Annotated in this window: 16 protein-coding genes; 8 read left to right on the top strand and 8 right to left on the bottom strand. The window is 66.3% G+C overall.

Annotated features, from left to right (window positions below):
- A complete protein-coding gene (gene phaZ / locus HFK18_RS02450; RefSeq protein ID WP_100464249.1) occupies nucleotides 1-1,308 on the top strand; it encodes a polyhydroxyalkanoate depolymerase in 1,308 nt (435 codons plus the stop codon).
- 112 nt (nucleotides 1,309-1,420) lie between these two features.
- Here the strand turns inward: phaZ and HFK18_RS02445 are convergent, their stop codons facing one another.
- Nucleotides 1,421-2,410: a sensor domain-containing protein gene (locus tag HFK18_RS02445; protein ID WP_180164148.1), complete on the bottom strand. Its 990-nt coding sequence runs from the start codon at nucleotides 2,408-2,410 to the stop codon at nucleotides 1,421-1,423.
- A complete protein-coding gene (locus HFK18_RS02440; protein ID WP_089239815.1) occupies nucleotides 2,407-2,772 on the bottom strand; it encodes a PadR family transcriptional regulator in 366 nt (121 codons plus the stop codon). The genes HFK18_RS02445 and HFK18_RS02440 overlap by 4 nt, the downstream gene beginning before the upstream one ends.
- A 136-nt stretch (nucleotides 2,773-2,908) precedes the next feature.
- Between HFK18_RS02440 and HFK18_RS02435 the strand changes: the two genes are divergently transcribed.
- Nucleotides 2,909-3,811 carry a peptidylprolyl isomerase gene (locus HFK18_RS02435; RefSeq protein ID WP_180164146.1) on the top strand — a complete coding sequence of 301 codons (903 nt, stop codon included), beginning with the start codon at nucleotides 2,909-2,911 and terminating at the stop codon, nucleotides 3,809-3,811.
- Between the two features lie 511 nt (nucleotides 3,812-4,322).
- Here HFK18_RS02435 and HFK18_RS02430 read toward each other — a convergent pair.
- Complete coding sequence (locus HFK18_RS02430; protein WP_180164144.1) at nucleotides 4,323-5,195, bottom strand: DMT family transporter; 873 nt, start codon at nucleotides 5,193-5,195, stop codon at nucleotides 4,323-4,325.
- Between the two features lie 116 nt (nucleotides 5,196-5,311).
- Here HFK18_RS02430 and HFK18_RS02425 point away from each other — a divergent pair, with 116 nt between their 5' ends.
- Nucleotides 5,312-6,256 (top strand): LysR substrate-binding domain-containing protein, encoded by a 945-nt coding sequence (locus HFK18_RS02425; RefSeq protein WP_099821447.1) that lies wholly within the window; start codon nucleotides 5,312-5,314, stop codon nucleotides 6,254-6,256.
- 69 nt (nucleotides 6,257-6,325) lie between these two features.
- Nucleotides 6,326-6,619 (top strand): hypothetical protein, encoded by a 294-nt coding sequence (locus HFK18_RS02420; protein ID WP_025877698.1) that lies wholly within the window; start codon nucleotides 6,326-6,328, stop codon nucleotides 6,617-6,619.
- Nucleotides 6,620-6,710: 91 nt separating this feature from the next.
- Here HFK18_RS02420 and HFK18_RS02415 read toward each other — a convergent pair whose 3' ends face one another.
- On the bottom strand, nucleotides 6,711-7,520 hold the full coding sequence (locus HFK18_RS02415; protein WP_180164142.1) for a DUF4349 domain-containing protein: 810 nt from the start codon (nucleotides 7,518-7,520) through the stop codon (nucleotides 6,711-6,713).
- A complete protein-coding gene (locus HFK18_RS02410) occupies nucleotides 7,517-7,873 on the bottom strand; it encodes a GFA family protein (RefSeq protein WP_099821450.1) in 357 nt (118 codons plus the stop codon). The genes HFK18_RS02415 and HFK18_RS02410 overlap by 4 nt, the downstream gene beginning before the upstream one ends.
- 112 nt (nucleotides 7,874-7,985) lie before the next feature.
- Between HFK18_RS02410 and HFK18_RS02405 the strand changes: the two genes are divergently transcribed.
- The gene (locus tag HFK18_RS02405) at nucleotides 7,986-9,794 is read left to right on the top strand and encodes a DUF885 domain-containing protein (protein WP_180164140.1); all 1,809 of its coding nucleotides are present in this window, start codon (nucleotides 7,986-7,988) and stop codon (nucleotides 9,792-9,794) included.
- 120 nt (nucleotides 9,795-9,914) lie between these two features.
- Here HFK18_RS02405 and smrA read toward each other — a convergent pair whose 3' ends face one another.
- Both smrA and HFK18_RS02395 read right to left on the bottom strand, forming a co-directional pair.
- On the bottom strand, nucleotides 9,915-11,747 hold the full coding sequence (gene smrA / locus HFK18_RS02400; RefSeq protein WP_180164138.1) for a multidrug efflux ABC transporter SmrA: 1,833 nt from the start codon (nucleotides 11,745-11,747) through the stop codon (nucleotides 9,915-9,917).
- Nucleotides 11,748-11,853: 106 nt separating this feature from the next.
- A complete protein-coding gene (locus HFK18_RS02395) occupies nucleotides 11,854-13,413 on the bottom strand; it encodes a serine hydrolase (protein WP_180164136.1) in 1,560 nt (519 codons plus the stop codon).
- Between the two features lie 110 nt (nucleotides 13,414-13,523).
- On the opposite strand from HFK18_RS02395, the gene HFK18_RS02390 reads away from it, so the two are divergent.
- Genes HFK18_RS02390 through HFK18_RS02380 form a run of 3 tightly spaced genes read left to right on the top strand, consistent with a single transcriptional unit; the run spans nucleotide 13,524 to nucleotide 15,774 of the window.
- Nucleotides 13,524-13,967, top strand: a complete 444-nt coding sequence (locus HFK18_RS02390; protein ID WP_180164134.1) for a VOC family protein — start codon at nucleotides 13,524-13,526, stop codon at nucleotides 13,965-13,967.
- Nucleotides 13,964-14,779, top strand: coding sequence for a DUF72 domain-containing protein (locus tag HFK18_RS02385; protein ID WP_180164132.1), 816 nt, complete (start codon nucleotides 13,964-13,966; stop codon nucleotides 14,777-14,779). Before HFK18_RS02390 ends, HFK18_RS02385 begins: the two co-directional genes overlap by 4 nt.
- 47 nt (nucleotides 14,780-14,826) lie before the next feature.
- Nucleotides 14,827-15,774 carry a DMT family transporter gene (locus tag HFK18_RS02380; protein WP_180164130.1) on the top strand — a complete coding sequence of 316 codons (948 nt, stop codon included), beginning with the start codon at nucleotides 14,827-14,829 and terminating at the stop codon, nucleotides 15,772-15,774.
- 39 nt (nucleotides 15,775-15,813) lie between these two features.
- On the opposite strand, the gene HFK18_RS02375 is transcribed toward HFK18_RS02380, so the two are convergent.
- Nucleotides 15,814-16,974, bottom strand: coding sequence for an AAA family ATPase (locus tag HFK18_RS02375; RefSeq protein ID WP_180164128.1), 1,161 nt, complete (start codon nucleotides 16,972-16,974; stop codon nucleotides 15,814-15,816).
- Nucleotides 16,975-17,053 lie beyond the last annotated feature (79 nt).

Raw genomic sequence — 17,053 nt, 5'->3', positions numbered from 1 at the left:
ATGCTCTATCAACTGCACGAACTGACCCGCAACCTGCTCGCCCCCTGGGTGCACCAGGCCCAGGCCAACGCCAAGTTCTTCGCCAACCAGGGACACTGGTGGTCGCAGATGCCCGGCGCTGATCGCCTGGCGGCGGTCAATGAGCTGTTCCATCGCATCGGCAAGGATTACGAGAAGCCCGAGTGGGGCATCAACGAAATCGAGGTCGAGGGCGAGCGCGTGCCGATCGTGGTGCACGAGGAACTCAGCAAGCCGTTCTGCAAGCTGCTGCGCTTCAAGCGCCACAGCAATGAAGCCGACCAGCTGCACACCATGCTCAACCAGCCGTTCGTGCTGGTGGTGGCGCCGTTGTCCGGCCACCATGCCACGCTGCTGCGCGACACCGTGCGCACGCTGCTGCGCGACCACCGTGTGTACGTGACCGACTGGGTCGACGCGCGCATGGTGCCCGGCAGCGAAGGCGAGTTCGGGTTGGACGACTACATCGCCTACATCCAGGAGTTCATCCGCCATCTCGGTGTCGAGCGCCTGCACGTGGTCAGTGTCTGCCAGCCGACCGTACCGGTGCTGGCCGCGGTGTCATTGATGGCCAGCCGCGGTGAACCGACGCCGCGCACGCTGGTGATGATGGGCGGCCCGATCGATGCGCGCTGCAGCCCGACCGCGGTCAACAACCTGGCCACGCAGAACCCGCTGTCGTGGTTCGAGAACAATGTCATCCACACCGTGCCGGCCAGCTATCCCGGTGCCGGTCGCCGCGTGTATCCCGGCTTCCTGCAGCACGCCGGCTTCCTGTCGATGAATCCCAGCCGCCACTTCAGTTCGCACTGGGATTTCTACACCGACCTGGTGAAGGGCGACCTGGAGGATGCCGACGCGCATCGCAATTTCTACGACGAGTACAACGCCGTGCTGGACATGCCGGCCAAGTACTACCTGGACACCATCTCGGTGGTGTTCCAGGACTTCCTGCTGCCGCGTGGCGAGTGGGTGGTCAACGGTGAAAAGGTCGATCCGTCGGCGATCCGCGATACCGCGCTGCTGAGCATTGAAGGCGAACTGGACGATATCGCCGGCCTCGGCCAGACCGAAGCGGCGCAGTCGCTGTGCACCGGCATTGCTGCTGACCGCCGCGAGCATTTCATCGTCGAAGGCGCGGGCCACTACGGCATCTTCAGCGGCCGTCGCTGGCGCGAAGTGGTCTACCCGAAGGTGCGTGACTTCTTCGCCGCGCATGCCGAAGCCCCGGCAGCGAAGGCGACGAAGAAGAAGAGCAACGTCACCCCGCTGCGCCGCAAGGCGGGGTAACCCGCCCTGCTTCCGGTAGATGCCAACCTTGGTTGGCGCTCTGCCGTGAATCCCGATGCCGGCGGCATCGTGCCAACCAAGGTTGGCACCTACCCAAGCGTGGATTCCCGCTTTACAACCGCACCAGCAGGTTCTTGGCCAGCATTCCGTGCAGCTTGCCGATGCCGCGTGCCAGGTGCATCGTCAGCAGCAGCAGCAACACGCCCACCGCTGCAACCACGATGGCCACCAGCGGCGAGGCCGCCATAGGCAGAACGTTCACGTCGTTGATGTAGATGCCGGGGATATCGCCACTGAAGATCGCCGCCACCGGCGCCCAGATCAAACCCAGCGACAGCGACAGCAGGGTCACCGCGATCGTGAAGTAGATGATGCCCAGCGGCAGCATCAGCACGAAGTACAGCAGGGTCAGCCAGGTGCGGCCATCGGTGAACATGTCGCCGATACGCTGCAGCCAGCTGCGGCTGCGGTCGGTGTACTGCGGCCGGCGCGGCATGCGCTCACCCAGCAGCGCTTCCACCAGCCGCCCTTCCAGCAACGCCAGCCCACGCACCGAGCCGAAGAACAGCACGGTCAACGGGACGCCGATGATCAGGATCAGCAGGCCCAGCGACAACGACAGGCCGGTGACCACCCAGGTGAAGAAGAAGATGCCGGTGGCCAGCGACAACAGCATGTAGAACAGCGCGCCGTAGGTGTGCGGGTCGGTCACCACGCCGAAGAAGCGCGCCAGCAGCGAACGCTGCGCGGGGACTGCCGGCTGCGCCGCCGGTGCAGCACCGCTGGCCTCGGCCGCTGCACGCAGCACCGGGCCCGTGTCGGCCCGCGGCGTACGCAGCGCGCGGTTCACCGTGAGCTCGGTTTCGCGATAGATCTCCGCCACCTCGTCCGGTGCACCGTAGCTGCCGGCGACATCGGCGATGACCTCGGCTTCGCTGCGGCCGGGTTGCGCTGCCAGTTCAGAGCGCAGGTATTCCTCGGCGTCGTACAGGGCGTCCTGCACCATCGCCGGATCGGCACCGTCCAGTGCCGCACGCAACTGCGCCAGGTACTGCGGAATGGTGCTGGGCAGACTGTTGCCTGCCAGGTTCAGGTCGTTCATTGCGGTATCCCCTCCAACACGGAATCGACGGAATCACGGGTGTCACGCCAGGCCTGGCGCCATTGCTCCAGCACCTCCCGGCCACGCGCGTTGATGCGGTAGTAGCGGCGCGGCGGCCCGCTGCTGGATGGCTCCACATGACTCTCCAGCAGGCCGGCGCCTTCAAGGTTGCGCAGCACCGGGTACAGCGCGCTCTGCTTGCCGCTGAGCACGCCCTCGCCCACGCGCTCCAGCTCCTTGGCGATCAGGTAGCCGTACAGCGGCTCCCCGGCGCGGGCCAGCACCGCCAGCAGGGCCAACGAGACCGTGCCGGCGCTGAGCTCCTTCTGGAACTTCTTCAGGTGGACATCGTCTTCGGACATGACCGGCCCTCCACTACGTTGAAGTCAACAGTAGTGCGAAGTCCGCTATAGCGAATGTGTCGTTAGTCACTCTGCCGGTTGGCGAGGCCGTGCGGCTCGCGCAGAATCGAGGCCTCGTTCATGTTCCGGGGATCCCATGCCGCACCGTCGCCGCCTTGCCCTGACCACCCTCGCCCTGGCCTGCCTGCTGCCCGCACTCGCCAGCGCGGCCACGCCCTACCGCAGCCCGCAGCAGATCCTCGATGCTTCGGCGGCCAGCGACTGGCGCACGCCGGACCCGGCCAACCTGCTCTACATGGACCTGCCGGCCGGGCGGGTGATCATCGAGCTGGCGCCGCAGTTCGCCCCGCGCCATGTCGGCAACATCCAGACCTTCGCCCACGAGCACTTCTGGGACGGCACCAGCATCTACCGCTCGCAGGACAACTTCGTGGTGCAGTTCGGCGATGCCGACGCCGACGATGCAGCCAAGGCCAAGCCGTTCGGCAGCGCCGCGCGCAAGCTGCCAGCCGAGTTCGAGCGTGCCAATACCGGTTTGAAGGTGAGCGTGCTGCCGGATCGCGATGGCTGGGCAGCGCAGACCGGCTTCGTCGACGGCTTCCCGGTCGGTCAGGACCCGCAGGCCGGCAAGGCCTGGCTGGCGCACTGCTACGGCATGCTGGGTGCGGGCCGCAGCAACGAGGAAGACAGCAGCATCGGTGCAGAACTCTACGTGGTGACCGGCCAATCGCCGCGCCAGCTGGACCGCAACATCACCCTGGTCGGCCGCGTGCTGAAGGGCATGGAACTGCTCAGCGCGATCCCGCGCGGACCGGCACCGATGGGTTTCTACACGGATCCGAAGCTGCGCACGCCGATCATGTCGATCCGTCGCGTCAGTGATGTACCTGTGGCCGAACGTACGCCGATCCAGGTGCTGCGCACCGACTCGAAGACCTTCGCCGATACGGTCGAAGCGCGGCGCAACCGCGTGGATGATTTCTACAAGCGCCCGGCCGGGCATATCGACCTGTGCAATATTCCGGTGCCGGTGAAGTAAGGCCGTCGCGGGTTCTGCGCGTGGCGCGTGCTGAAGGTGCTTCACCGTTCATGGGCGTTACTTTTCTTTGTACGCAAAGAAAAGTAACCAAAAGAAACGTTCCGCCGGCCGCGAGCCGCCGTGCTTCGTACGTCGGTCCCCTGCGATGCTCGGCTCGCTCAAGACGGACTGAAAGGTCAAGATCAACAGCAAATGCCTCCACGCATGGCGTGGATATACTGGGTGCAGCTGTGGCCTTTGATCTGGGTCCGCCTTGAGCGAGCCGAGCACCGCAGGTCCGGCGAGGGCGAAGAGGCGCGGGTGTCTGAGCGCAGCGAGTTCCCGCGCCGTCCCTCGGCGGACCGAGGAGCGCAGGGCACCGACGTGCGAAGCACGGCGGCTCGCGGTGTGGCGGCGTGTTTCTTTGGTTACTTTCTTTGCACGAGTAAAGAAAGTGACACCTCCCCGCAGCCGCGGAAAAGGGCTCGCCGGGCATGGCCCGGCGCTACCGATGCGTGGGCGCCAATGAGCCTCAGCCCTTCTGGCTGACCGCCACGCTGCCCAGAATCAACGCACCGGCAATCAACATCTGCACCGTCACCGCTTCGCCCAGGAACAACCAAGCGAACGCAGCACCGAACAACGGAACCAGGTAGGTCACCGTTGACGCACGCGACGGGCCGATGCGGCCGATCAGGCGATAGAACATCAGGAAGGCGAATCCGGTGCAGACCACGCCCAGTGCGATCGCCGCACCCCATGCCTTGCCCGGAATCGGGCCCTGCGGCAGATGCGTGAGCGCCATCGGCAACAACCACAATGAGGCGCACGACAACGTGGCAGCGGCGGCAGCGGCCGAAGGCAGACCGGTCATGTGCCGCTTCACCAGGTTCACGCCCAGGCCGTACAGCAGGGACGCCGCCGCACCGGCCAGCACCGCGGTACCAATGCTCAGGCCCGAGATCTTGGCCGTGGCCAGCACCACCACGCCGGCAAAGCCGACCAGCAGCGCACCCGCACGGCGCACACCGATCTTCTCGCCGAAGAACAGGAACGCAATCAACGCGGCAAACAGCACGGTCATCGCATTGCAGATCGCACCGATGGCAGCCGGCGCACGCTCTGCGGCGTACGCGAACAGCACGAACGGCAACGCCGAATTGACCAGACCGATCGGTGCCAGCCACAACCAGCGGCGCGGCGGGAACTGCGCGCGGGCGCGCCACAGGAACGGCAGCAGCACCAGTGCGCCCAGCACCAGCCGCACCTCGACCAGGGCGAACGGACCGAACGAGGGCACCGCCACGCGCATGAACAGGAACGAGCAGCCCCAGATCGCGCCGAGCAGGGTCAATTCCAGCGGTGTGCGCCAATCACGCTCGGTCGCCTGGGATATCGCATTCATCTTCTGTGTCCGTCCGTCAACGTGGCGCTGGTCTGGCCACACAGGATCGGCCGCAGACGCCCGCTGCACAAGCGCGTAGTATCGCTGCCAGCCACAAATATGGCTTGAGGCTGGACATGCTGCTGCGCCCTTCCCTGCTCCCTGCGCTGGCCGTTTTCGCGGTCGCCGCGCGCCATCAGAACTTCGCCCAGGCGGCGCAGGAACTGCATCTGACCGCCAGCGCGGTCAGCCACCATGTGCGTCGTCTGGAAGAGGTGCTGGCCACGCGCCTGTTCCTGCGCCATGCGCGTGGGGTACGCCTGACGGCCGAGGGCCGGCAGTTGGCCGACGCCGCCAGCGCCGCGTTCACCGATGTCGCCGCCGTCGCCCACCATCTGCAGCCGGACGCTGACAGCGTGCCGCTGCGGATCGCTACGCTGCGCTCATTGTCGTATTGCTGGCTGTTGCCACGGCTGCCGCGTTTCACCCAGGCCCATCCACACATCCGCATCGAGCTGCACACCGGCAGTGGCCTGGACCGCTACGACGAAAACGGCCCGGAGGTGGGCATCCGTTATGGACTGGGCCAGTGGCCCGGACTGCACGCGCAGCACCTGATGGACGACAACCTCTTTCCCGTAGCGTCCCCGGCGCTGCCCGGTGTCGAAGCCCTGGAAGATCCGGCACGCATCGCCGAGTTGCCGCTGCTCAGTGATCTGTCACCACAGGGCTGGCGTGACTGGTTCCGCCACGCCGGCGTGCGCCCGCCGTCGCCGTTGCCGGCGATGCACACCTTCGCCGACAGTACCGACGCGATGCGCGCGGCGGTGTATGGCATGGGCGCGGTGCTGGCGCGCACCCACGTCGCCCAGCCCTATCTGCAGCGCTATGAGCTGGTGCGCCTGCCAGGCCCTGCACTGAAGGCACGCTACGCGTACTACGTGGTGCATGCCGAAGGACGGCCGCCCAGCCCTGCCGCGCGGCTGTTCATCGACTGGTTGCTGGGCCAGGCGCAGGACGAACGCACGCCGGTTCCCGCGTTGCCCGACAGCCTGCTGGGGCGCCCGAGCACACCCGGCTGACTGCGCCCTCACCCGATCTTTGCCCGGCGCTGGCTAGGCTGCAGGCCAACCCCACAACGTGCTTCTGCCATGGCCCTGCTGCGACTGCGAATTACCGGAACCGAAGACGATGCCCGTGCGATCAGCGACCTGCTGCTCGGCCTGGAAGGCATCGAACACGTCGAAGAGACCGACGACCTGATGCCGCACATGGACGACGATGATTCCAGCTCGGCCGGGCTGTCCGACGACATCGGCCCGGGTACCCACGAACTGGAAGTGGAAGTGGGCAACGAGAGCACTGCGCAGAAGGTGCGTGATGCGGTGCAGGAACTGGCGCTGGAACTGGATGTGTTCGTCGAGTACGAGACCGACGAAGGCTGAGCGTCCGCCGGACATGGCCCGGCGCTACCCGATGCTCGAGGCACCTCGGTAGCGCCGGTCCACGACCGGCGAGCGCATCGCTCGGTGTCGATCAGGCTTTGCGGCGGCGACGACGGATCAGCGCACGGACGATCCAGGCCATCACCAGCGCCACCAGACCCACCGGCAGCAATGCCGCCGCGGCACGGATCAGGAATGCCACGCTGGTGCTGAGAATGCTGCCGGACTCGCTCAAGGCTTCGCCGATCTCGCTGCGGCTGCGCTGGCCCGAGGTGGTATCGAAATGCATCGTCACCAGCTGCGTATCGATGCGCCTGCGCTGCTGGGCGGCGTCCTTGCTGGCCTGCTCCACACCCGCCTCGATCTCCGACAGGCGCGTGGTGATCGCCATCAGATCCTCGATCTTCAGATCGCCGCGGTCCTGGTAGGACAGCAGCCGCGCGTGCTCCTTCTCCAGGCGTGCCTTGGTCAGCGCGGTGTCGGCCACCTGCTGCGCCAGGTCCTCGGCACGCGTGTTGCGCGCCTGCAGCGTGCCGCCTTCGCCGGCCAGGCCGATCAGCGATTCCACGCCTTTCGGCGCGATGCGCACCTTGACCTCGCCACTGGGCTGTTCGCCACTGCGCTGATCCACCTGCAGCACCGCGCACTCACCGAACTTCGCGTTCTGGCAGGCCTGCGCGACCTGCTGGATGCGCGGCGCGATCTGCGCCGCTTCCAGCTGCACCTGCACATCGTGCTCATAGGCCAGGAAGGCGCCTTCCGGCGAAGCGACAGCGGCATCGGCATCGGCAGCGACTGCACCGGCCTCCTGCGCTCGCTCACCGTTCTTGGCACAGGCCGCCAGCGCCAGCAGCAATGCCGGCGCCATCACCACGCGCATCCACACGCGGCGCGCCGTCATCGCGAAGCTCCGTCGAACGAGGTGATCGACAATCCACCCAGCTCGACCTGTGGCAGGCAGCGCACGTTGATCGCCACCATCGGCAGGCCACTGCGCGGGTCCACCGCCTCGCTGTACGGCGCGGTGCCGCACGCGCGGCAGTGATGGTGATCGATGTTGTGGGTGTTGAACTGGTAGGTCGCCACGTCGGCGACATCGGTGCCCAGCTGGAACGCCTCGCGCGGGGCGAACCAGAGCAGGCTGCCGCGGCGGCGACACATCGAGCAGTTGCAGTCGATGACGTCCCTGATGGGTGCATCAGCCTGCACAGTGAATGCGATCCTGCCGCAATGGCAGCTTCCCTGGTATTCCATGTCCTGCGCTCCGCTGGAGGGTCCTTGTGTATGCCCATGGTAATCCTATGGCACGGGGACAAAGCAGCCCCGGGGGCCTATGCTCAGGGATTGACCCCGTACAGGAATGCCGATGCGCCCGCATCTTCTTGCCCTCGCCCTCGTCGCCGCCCTCGCCGGTTGCCAGCCGGCCGATGCCCCGACCAACGGTTCCACCCCGGCCGCCAGCCAGCAGGCCGGTGATGCGGCGGTCGATGCCGCCTTCGCCGACCTGTCCAAGCGTGCCCTGGACACCTGGATGCAGCTGTCCCCGGTCAGCGCCACCCAGATCGGCGACCACCGCTATGACAGCGAGATCGACGACCTGAGCGCGGCCGGCCAGCAGAAGACCGTGGACGCCTACAAGGGCCTGCTGGGCGAACTGGACAAGATCGAGGTGGCCAAGCTCGGCCGCGAGAACCAGGTGGATGCCGCGATCCTGCGCAACCAGCTGCAGTCGGAAATCTGGAATGCCGAGGTGATGCAGTCCGGCAAGTGGGACCCGCAGTTGTACAACGGCATTGCCGGCAGCGCGATCTACGGCCTGATGGCGCGCGAGTTCGCGCCGCTGCCGGAGCGCCTGAAGTCGGCCACCGCGCGTATGGAAAAGCTGCCGGCGATCTTCGCCCAGGCCCGCGAGAACCTGGATCCGGCACGCGTGCCGAAGATCCATGCCGAGACCGTGGCCAAGCAGAACAAGGGCATTCTCAGCATCGTCGATACCTTCATCACCCCGCACATCGGCGAGTTGCCGCAGGCCGATCAGCAGCGCCTGCAGGCCGCCATCGATGGCCTGAAGAAGGCGGTGGACGAGCAGCAGACCTGGCTGGACAAGACCCTGGTGCCGAACGCCAAGGGCGACTTCCGCATCGGTGCGGAAAAGTACGACCAGAAGCTGAAGTTCGCGCTGAATTCCTCGCTGTCGCGGCAGGAGATCGGTGAGCGTGCGCGCGCCGAACTGAAGCGCGTGCGCGAGGACATGTACGGCATCGCGCAGACCGTGCTGAAGGACAAGCCGGGCGCACCGGACATGCCGGCGCAGCCGAGCGACGAGCAGCAGCAGAAGGCGATCGAGGCCGCGCTGGAGCTGGCCTACGCTGACAAGCCGGCGCGCGACAAGGTGGTCGACGATGCCAAGGCCGCACTGGAGCAGTCCACCGCGTTCGTCCGCGAGCACGACCTGATGACCCTGCCCGACGCGCCGGTGGACATCATCCTGATGCCGGAATTCCAGCGTGGCGTGGCCGTGGCCTACTGCGATTCGCCGGGCCCGCTGGACAAGAACCTGAAGACCTTCTACGCCGTGTCGCCGATTCCCGACGACTGGAACGACAAGCAGGTTGACTCGTTCCTGCGTGAGTACAACTCGCGCATGATCCACCTGCTGAGCATCCACGAAGGCACCCCGGGCCACTACCTGGAAGGCTGGCACTCGGCCAAGTTCCCCTCCACCCTGCGTGCCGTGCTGCGTTCGGGCCTGTTCGCCGAAGGCTGGGCGGTCTACACCGAGCGCATGATGCAGGAGCAGGGTTATCTCAACAACGATCCGCTGTTCCACCTGGTGCAACTGAAGTTCTACCTGCGCACGATCTCCAACGCGATCCTCGACCAGGGCGTGCACGTGGACAACTGGGATCGCGAGAAGGCGATGCACCTGATGACCCACGACGCCTTCCAGCAGGAAAGCGAAGCCTCGGGCAAGTGGGTGCGTGCGCAGCTGACCTCGGCACAGCTGCCGACCTACTTCGTCGGTGCACAGGAACACTTCGACACCCGCAAGGCGATGCAGGACAAGCTGGGCGACAAGTTCAACCTGAAGGCCTACCACGACCAGATGCTGTCCTACGGCGCCCCGCCGGTGCGCTTCGCACGCCAACTGATGCTGGACCAGCCGATCGAGTGATCGGTCGGATGTGAGTTGAACGCAAACGGCCCGGGGAGACCCGGGCCGTTTTCATCTGTGTTGTACGGCATCCACGCGTGGCGTGGATCTACTGTTGCTCATCCATCGTCCGGGGGGCGGTCATTGCTCGGCGGCGACAAACCCACCGGTCTGCCGCGCCCACAAGCGCGCGTACAGGCCACCGGCCTCGATCAGCTCGGCATGGGTACCGGTCTCGACGATGCGGCCCTGGTCCATCACCACCAGCCGGTCCATGCGGGCGATGGTCGACAGTCGATGGGCGATCGCGATCACCGTCTTGCCACCCATCAGCTCGTCCAGGTTGTCCTGGATCGCCGCTTCCACTTCCGAGTCCAGCGCCGAGGTGGCCTCGTCCAGCACCAGGATCGGCGCATCCTTCAGCAGCACGCGGGCAATGGCGATGCGCTGGCGCTGGCCACCGGACAGCTTCACGCCGCGCTCGCCGACGTGCGCGTCGTAGCCACGACGCCCTTCGCCGTCGACCAGCGTATCGATGAAGGCTTCCGCGCGCGCCTTGGCCACGGCCGCGCGCAGCTGCTCGTCGCTGGCATCCGGGCGGCCGTACAGCAGGTTGTCGCGGATCGAACGGTGCAGCAGCGAGGTGTCCTGGGTAACCACACCGATCTGCTGGCGCAGGCTTTCCTGGGTGACGTAGGCAATGTCCTGGTCGTCGATCAGGATGCGACCGCTTTCCAGGTCGTACAGCCGCAGCAGCACGTTCACCAGCGTCGACTTGCCGGCACCGGATGGGCCGACCAGACCGATCTTCTCACCCGGCTTCACCACCAGCTCAAGGCCAGCGATCACGCCACCCTTCTTGCCGTAATGGAAATGGACATCCTGGAAGTGCACACCGCCACGTGTCACCTGCAGCGGCACCGCATCCTCGCGGTCCTGCACCGTCAGCGGCTGGGCGATGGTGGTGATGCCATCCTGCACGGTGCCGATGTCTTCGAAGATGCCGTTGATGGTCCACATGATCCAGCCGGACATGTTGTGGATGCGGATCACCAGACCGGTCGCCAGAGTGATCGCGCCGACGGTGATGTGTCCGCCGTTCCACAACCACAACGCCAGGCCGCAGGTACCGGCGATGAGGAACCCGTTGACGATGGCGATGGTCAGGTCCATGCCGGTGGTGATCCGGGTCTGCGCGCGGTGCTTGACCGCCAGCTCCTGGATCGAATCGGCGACATAGGCCTGCTCGCGGCCGCCATGGGCGAACAGCTTCAACGTGGGAATGTTGGTGTAGCCGTCGACGATGCGCCCCATCGCCTTGGAGCGCGCCTCCGATGCGATCCAGGCGCGTTCCTTCGCGCGCGGCACGAAGTAGATCATGATCACCACGTAGGCCAGCAGCCACAGGATCAGCGGCACCATCAACCGCCAGTCGGCCTGCGCGAACAGGTACAGCGCGGTGCCGGTGTAGACCACGATGTACCACAGCGAATCGACCATCTGCACCGCCGACTCGCGCAGCGAGGTACCGGTCTGCATCACCCGGTTGGCCATGCTGCCGGCGAAGTCGTTCTGGAAGAAGCTCAGGCTCTGCCGCACCACGTAGTTGTGCATCAGCCAGCGCGAGCGATTGCTCAGGCCCGGCACGATGGCCTGGTTGACCAGCAGGTTGTGCAGGCCGACCAGGATCGGGCGCGCGATGACGGTGATGAACAGCATCCAGCCGAGGGTGTCGGCATGGCGCTGGAAGAAGTCCGCGCCAGGCTGCTCGGCGACCATGTCGACGATGCGGCCGAGGAAATCGAACATCGCCACTTCCACCAGCGCCAGCAGCAGACCGGCGATCAGGGTGGCCAGCAGCACCGGCCACACCGGTCGCAGGTAGTGCAGGTAGAACGGCACCACGGTGCGCGGCGGCATGCGCCCGTCAATGGGCGGAAACACCGGAATCAGGGATTCAAACCAACGGAACATCGCATTCCCTCGCCATCGATAGCCGGCGGAGTATCCCACGCCGCGTGTGTACGCCGGCCGACGATCGCCCCCGGTTCCGGGTAGCGCCGGGCCATGCCCGGCGGCGTTATTTCACCGGAGTGAACAGCAGATCCTGGAAATCGAAGCTGAAATCGGTCAGGTCGGAGATCGGCTGCATGCGCACCTCGCGCACGTTTCCATCCGGGTCCAGGCTGAAATTCACGAACGCATCGGCATTGAGCGAGCGATCATCCCAGCGCACGATGAAAGTGTCGTGCTGCCAGTGTTCCAGGCGGCCGCTCAGCTGTGCCGTCTTTGCGAAGCGCAGCCGCAGGTCCTTGCCTTCCGCGCGGATGACCATGTCGCCATACCAGCGGTCGCGGTAGGTGGCCGCATACCCGGCCAGCGGCAACGACGGCCTGCTGCCCTTGTCACGCTCCGCCTGGTGCTTGGCCCACGCTTCGTCGGCCTTGTCCTGGCCCTTGGCCACGCCCTTCGCATAGGCATCCACCCAGTCGTGCTTTTCACCGCCCAGGTAGGCATCAAGCACGCTCAGCGTGATCGCATTGAATGCCGCACCCGCTTCCTGGTTGGTCAGCACCACCACGCCCAGCTTCTCGCCCGGCACCAGCGTCAGCCGCGAAACCATGCCCGGCCAGCCACCGGTGTGCCAGACCAGCTTCTGGCCGCGATAGTCGCTCAGGCTCCAGCCCTCGCCATAGCCGGCAAAGTTGGCCCGCGCCGGCGCCAGCTCCGGCACGCTCGGCGCCGGAATCGTCTGCGGCGTGATCATCTGCCACATCTGCTGCTGGCTCTTGGCAGTGAACAGCGGCGTGCCATCGGCCAGCTTGCCTTCGGCCAGCTGCACCTGCATCCAGCGTGCCATGTCGTGGGCACTGGAATAGATGCCACCGGCCCCGGCGTTGTTCGACCAGGTCAACGGCGCAACGGTACGCAGATCCTTGAAATCGTACTTGGCGTGACCGACCGCAGCGTTGTCGCCGGCCCTGAGGTGATCGGCGTTGTAACGCGTGCCGGCCATGCCGACCTTGTCGAAGATGCGCGTCTGCAGGAACTGCTGGTAGCTCATGCCCGAGACGTGCTCGATCACCTGCTGGGCGACCGCATACAGGATGTTGTCGTAGGCATAGCGCTCGCGGAAACCACCTTTCAGCGGCACCTGGCCAAGGCGCTGCACGACTTCGGCATTGCTGTAGGAGGTGGTCGGCCAGAACAGCAGGTCGCCCGCGCCCAGGCTCAGGCCACTGCGGTGCGAAAGCAGGTCGCGGATCGTCATCTGCCCGGTCACGAACGGATCGGACATGCGGAATGACGGCAGGTGATCGATCACCCTGTCGTCCATCTTCAGCTTGCCGTCCTCGGCCAGCAGATTCAGCGAGGTGGCAGTGAAGGCCTTGGTGTTGGAGGCGATGGCGAACAGGGTATCGGCCTCGACCGGCGCCGGCTTGCCCAGTTCACGCACGCCCCAGCCGCGCTCCAGCACCACCTGCCCGTCCTTGACCACGGCCACGGCGATACCGGGTACGTCGAACTGCGCGCGCACGCGCTCGACGGTCGCATCCAGGTCCTGCAGCTGCTGCGGCGTCGCCGCATTGGCCATGGTCGTGCACGCAAGCAGCACGGCTCCTCCGATCCAGGTTTTCATCCAGCACCATCTCCGAACAGGGGTAGCGGCCATGTGCAGGCCGTCACCGGGGTTTCGCGCGATGGTAACGGTCCCGGGCGCAGCCTGCCCTGTGCCATAGGAGGGGTGTCATGGGTGCGAACGGCCAGAGCAGCAACGGCTCCACCATCATTCCGTGCCTGCGCTACCGCGATGCGCTGGCGGCCATCGACTGGCTGCAGCGCGCGTTCGGTTTTCACGCGCAGGCCGTGTATGCCGACGGCGATACCGTGCACCACGCACAGCTGGTGTTCGACCAGGGCATGATCATGCTCGGATCTGCCAGCAACAGCGGCGAATGGGCCAAGCTGGCGGTGATGCCCGATGAAGTCGGCGGCCGTCAGACCCAGAGCGCCTGCGTGATCGTCACCGATGCCGACGCCCACTATGCACGGGCCAAGGCCGCCGGTGCGCGCATCGTCATCGACATCGCCGACCAGGCCTACGGTGGGCGTGGCTATGCCTGCGCAGACCCGGAAGGCTACCTGTGGTGGTTCGGCAGTTACGATCCGTGGCGGGCGGAACACACGCAATGACGGCACGATCAGCGTCTGCGGCGCCGGTCCGCTGCGGTATCGGCGGCTGGGTGTACCCGCAGTGGCGTGGCGGCGCCTTCTATCCACAAGGGTTGATCCAGCGCGAAGAGCTGGCCTACGCCAGCCGCGCGTTGCGCTGCATCGAAATCAACGGCACCTTCTACCGTACCCCGACAGCGACCCAGTGTGCGCAATGGGCCGCGCAGACGCCGGACGGCTTCCGCTTCTCGATGAAAGCGCCGCGCCATCTGGTGCAGCGGCGAGATCTATCGTCCACGGTCGAGGCAGCGGGCTCGTTCCTGCAGGCAGCCATCGCTCTCGGCGACCGGCTTGGCCCGTTGCTCTGGCAGTTCGACCCGCAGCACCCGGCCGATGCCGTGGCGCTGGACACCTTCATGGCACAACTGCCACAGCAGTTGGATGGAACGGTGCTGCAACATGCACTGGAGGTGCGCAACACCAGCGTCCATGGAAGCGAACTGGTCGAAGCGGCACGCCGGCATGGCGTGGCCCTGGTGATCGAAGACAGCGACGAGTCACCGTTGCACGGCGACATCACCGCCGGCTTCGTCTATGCACGGATCAAACGCAGCCAAGCCAGGCTGCCCGAAGGTCTTCCCCTACCGATGCAGCAGCGCTGGGCCGGTCGCGCGCGGTGCTGGGCCCGAGGCGAGATAGTGGAGGACCTGCCCTGCCTGGCCCCACCGGCCGCTGCCGCGCCGCGCGAGGTCTACCTGCTGTGCATCGGCGCCGGAAAGGTGCGCAACCCGGCGGCGGCGATGGCGCTGCAACGGCTCATCGAGGGCGACTGAACGCCTGCAGATGGGCGTTGCGCGCGGCCTTGCCTCACAATAGGGCGATGACCACACCCGACACCCGCAAAGCACTTTGGCAGATCCACTTCTGTGTCCTGCTGTGGGGCGTCACCGCCATCCTCGGCAAGTTGATCACCCTGCCCGCGCTGCCGCTGGTGTGGTGGCGGATGCTGCTGGTGGTGGCGATGCTGGCACTGCTGCCGCGGGTCTGGCGCGGGCTGCGCACGTTGCCGCTACGGCTGGTCGCCGGCTATGCCGGCATCGGCGCGCTGGTCGCGCTGCATTGGCTGACGTTCTATGGCGCGGTGAAGCTGGCCAATGCCTCGGTTGCTGCGACCTGCATCGCGCTTGCACCGGTGTTCACTTCGATCATCGAACCGTGGGTGGCCAAACGCCCGTTCCAGATGCGCGAGCTGGCCTTCGGCCTGGCCGTGCTGCCCGGTGTGGCGCTGGTGGTGGGCGGCGTGCCCGACGGCATGCGCATGGGCGTGTTGATCGGTGCGCTCTCGGCCCTGCTGGTGGCGGTGTTCGGCTCGCTCAACAAGCGCATGGTCAGCCATGCCGATCCGCTGACGGTAACTGCGCTGGAGCTGGGCGCCGGCACCATCACCCTGACCCTGCTGGCACCGCTGATGCCGTACCTGCTGCCGGCGCTGGCCAGCCCGTTGTGGATCGTTCCCGACCTGCACGACGGCATCCTGCTGCTGGTGCTGGCCGGTGTCTGCACGCTGCTACCGTTCGCCCTGGCCCTGGTCGCGCTGCGCCACCTCAGCGCCTACACCGTGCAGCTGGTCACCAACCTGGAACCGGTCTACGCCGTGTTGCTGGCCGTGGTGCTGCTGCGCGAGCAACACGAAGTCACCCCGTGGTTCTACCTGGGCGTGGCGATCATCGTCGGTGCCGTGTTCCTGCATCCGCTGCTCAACCGCCGCAAGCGCATGCAGCATCCGGAGATCCTCGGCACATCCGAAGCGCGCAACATCGCCGATTGAGTGTGTCCGCGCATTGCGCGGATCTTCCCGGTACCCGTCTCAGCGCTGCGGCCAATGCCAGGCCGGTGCATCCAGCAGGCCCTGCCCGCCCAGCAGCGTCCGCCCATGCTCCTTGTACAGGTGCATCGAATGGCAGTGCGGTGCCTGCTCCAGCGCGGCGATCAAGCGCGTGGCATGCGATACCACCCAGACCTGGCTGCGCGCACTTGCGGCGATGATCAAGCGTGCCAGCGCCGGCAGCAGATCCGGATGCAGGCTGGTCTCCGGCTCGTTGAGCACCAGCAGCGGCGGCGGCCGAGGCGTGTGCAGCGCCGCTGCCAGCAACAGGAAACGCAGCGTGCCGTCGGACAGTTCGGCCATCGACAATGGCCGCAGCAGACCGGGCTGGTGGAAGCGCAGCGCGAGCCGGCCATCCAGTTCCTCGAAGCTGATCGTCGCCCCCGGGAATGCATCCTCGACACTGCGCGCCAGCGCCTGCGGATCGCCGATTTCCAGAATCGTCACCCAGGCGGCGGCGAGGTCGCGGCCGTCATGGTGCAGCACCGGGGTACGGGTCGCCATCGCCGGTTGTCGCGCCGGTGCATCGGCATCGCTGCGGAAGTGGTCGTAGAAGCGCCAACGGCGGATGTACTCGCGCAAGGTGATGGCTTCCGGCATGCGCTGCGGATCGCCCACCTGGGTGAACAGGCTGTCGAACAGGGACAGTCGGTCGTCCACCAGGTCCCAGCCGCGCGCGTGCCGCTGCCGCACCAGCGCACCGCGGCGGTCGACCAGCAGGTTGGCGCTGCGCAGGAACGGTCCCGCCCAGATTGATTCGGCCTTGATCTGCGGATCCAGCGCGAAGGCCGATCGACTCGGCGGCGGATAACCGAGGTCGATGGCGTAGCCGAATTCATCGGTGGCGAAGCCCAGCTTGAGCCCCACCGATTCCTGCCGCGGTCCGCCCTGCAGCGGAATCTCACCGGCCAGCACGCGGCGATCAATCTTTTCCGGACCGGCCCACAGCGCCGAACCCAATCCGCCCTCCCGCGCCAGCACCGCTGCAACGCCGCCCTGCGCGGTTTCCGCCAGCAGGCGCAGCGCGCGGTACAGGCTGGATTTGCCACTGCCGTTGTCGCCGGTGACGACGTTGAGCCGCTGCATCGGCAGCACCAGCCCGTGCAGTGATCGGTAATTGGCGATGGCCAGGGTCTGCAGCATGGTCGACGTCCTTGCAGTGAGACGTTGAGCGTGCCGTACGGGGATCGCAGTGGTTGCGACTGCATGGAAACGTCCGGCC

It is taken from the genome of Stenotrophomonas sp. SbOxS2 (assembly GCF_013416715.1).
GTDB lineage: Bacteria > Pseudomonadota > Gammaproteobacteria > Xanthomonadales > Xanthomonadaceae > Stenotrophomonas > Stenotrophomonas lactitubi.
This window is presented reverse-complemented; position numbering and strand designations above follow the sequence as displayed.

What these genes read in the sequence shown, in the direction of transcription:
- phaZ (WP_100464249.1), top strand. Translation starts at nt 1, where the DNA reads ATGCTCTATCAACTGCACGAACTGACCCGCAACCTGCTCGCCCCCTGG.
- HFK18_RS02445 (WP_180164148.1), bottom strand. Translation starts at nt 2,410, where the DNA reads ATGAACGACCTGAACCTGGCAGGCAACAGTCTGCCCAGCACCATTCCG.
- HFK18_RS02440 (WP_089239815.1), bottom strand. Translation starts at nt 2,772, where the DNA reads ATGTCCGAAGACGATGTCCACCTGAAGAAGTTCCAGAAGGAGCTCAGC.
- HFK18_RS02435 (WP_180164146.1), top strand. Translation starts at nt 2,909, where the DNA reads ATGCCGCACCGTCGCCGCCTTGCCCTGACCACCCTCGCCCTGGCCTGC.
- HFK18_RS02430 (WP_180164144.1), bottom strand. Translation starts at nt 5,195, where the DNA reads ATGAATGCGATATCCCAGGCGACCGAGCGTGATTGGCGCACACCGCTG.
- HFK18_RS02425 (WP_099821447.1), top strand. Translation starts at nt 5,312, where the DNA reads ATGCTGCTGCGCCCTTCCCTGCTCCCTGCGCTGGCCGTTTTCGCGGTC.
- HFK18_RS02420 (WP_025877698.1), top strand. Translation starts at nt 6,326, where the DNA reads ATGGCCCTGCTGCGACTGCGAATTACCGGAACCGAAGACGATGCCCGT.
- HFK18_RS02415 (WP_180164142.1), bottom strand. Translation starts at nt 7,520, where the DNA reads ATGACGGCGCGCCGCGTGTGGATGCGCGTGGTGATGGCGCCGGCATTG.
- HFK18_RS02410 (WP_099821450.1), bottom strand. Translation starts at nt 7,873, where the DNA reads ATGGAATACCAGGGAAGCTGCCATTGCGGCAGGATCGCATTCACTGTG.
- HFK18_RS02405 (WP_180164140.1), top strand. Translation starts at nt 7,986, where the DNA reads ATGCGCCCGCATCTTCTTGCCCTCGCCCTCGTCGCCGCCCTCGCCGGT.
- smrA (WP_180164138.1), bottom strand. Translation starts at nt 11,747, where the DNA reads ATGTTCCGTTGGTTTGAATCCCTGATTCCGGTGTTTCCGCCCATTGAC.
- HFK18_RS02395 (WP_180164136.1), bottom strand. Translation starts at nt 13,413, where the DNA reads ATGAAAACCTGGATCGGAGGAGCCGTGCTGCTTGCGTGCACGACCATG.
- HFK18_RS02390 (WP_180164134.1), top strand. Translation starts at nt 13,524, where the DNA reads ATGGGTGCGAACGGCCAGAGCAGCAACGGCTCCACCATCATTCCGTGC.
- HFK18_RS02385 (WP_180164132.1), top strand. Translation starts at nt 13,964, where the DNA reads ATGACGGCACGATCAGCGTCTGCGGCGCCGGTCCGCTGCGGTATCGGC.
- HFK18_RS02380 (WP_180164130.1), top strand. Translation starts at nt 14,827, where the DNA reads ATGACCACACCCGACACCCGCAAAGCACTTTGGCAGATCCACTTCTGT.
- HFK18_RS02375 (WP_180164128.1), bottom strand. Translation starts at nt 16,974, where the DNA reads ATGCTGCAGACCCTGGCCATCGCCAATTACCGATCACTGCACGGGCTG.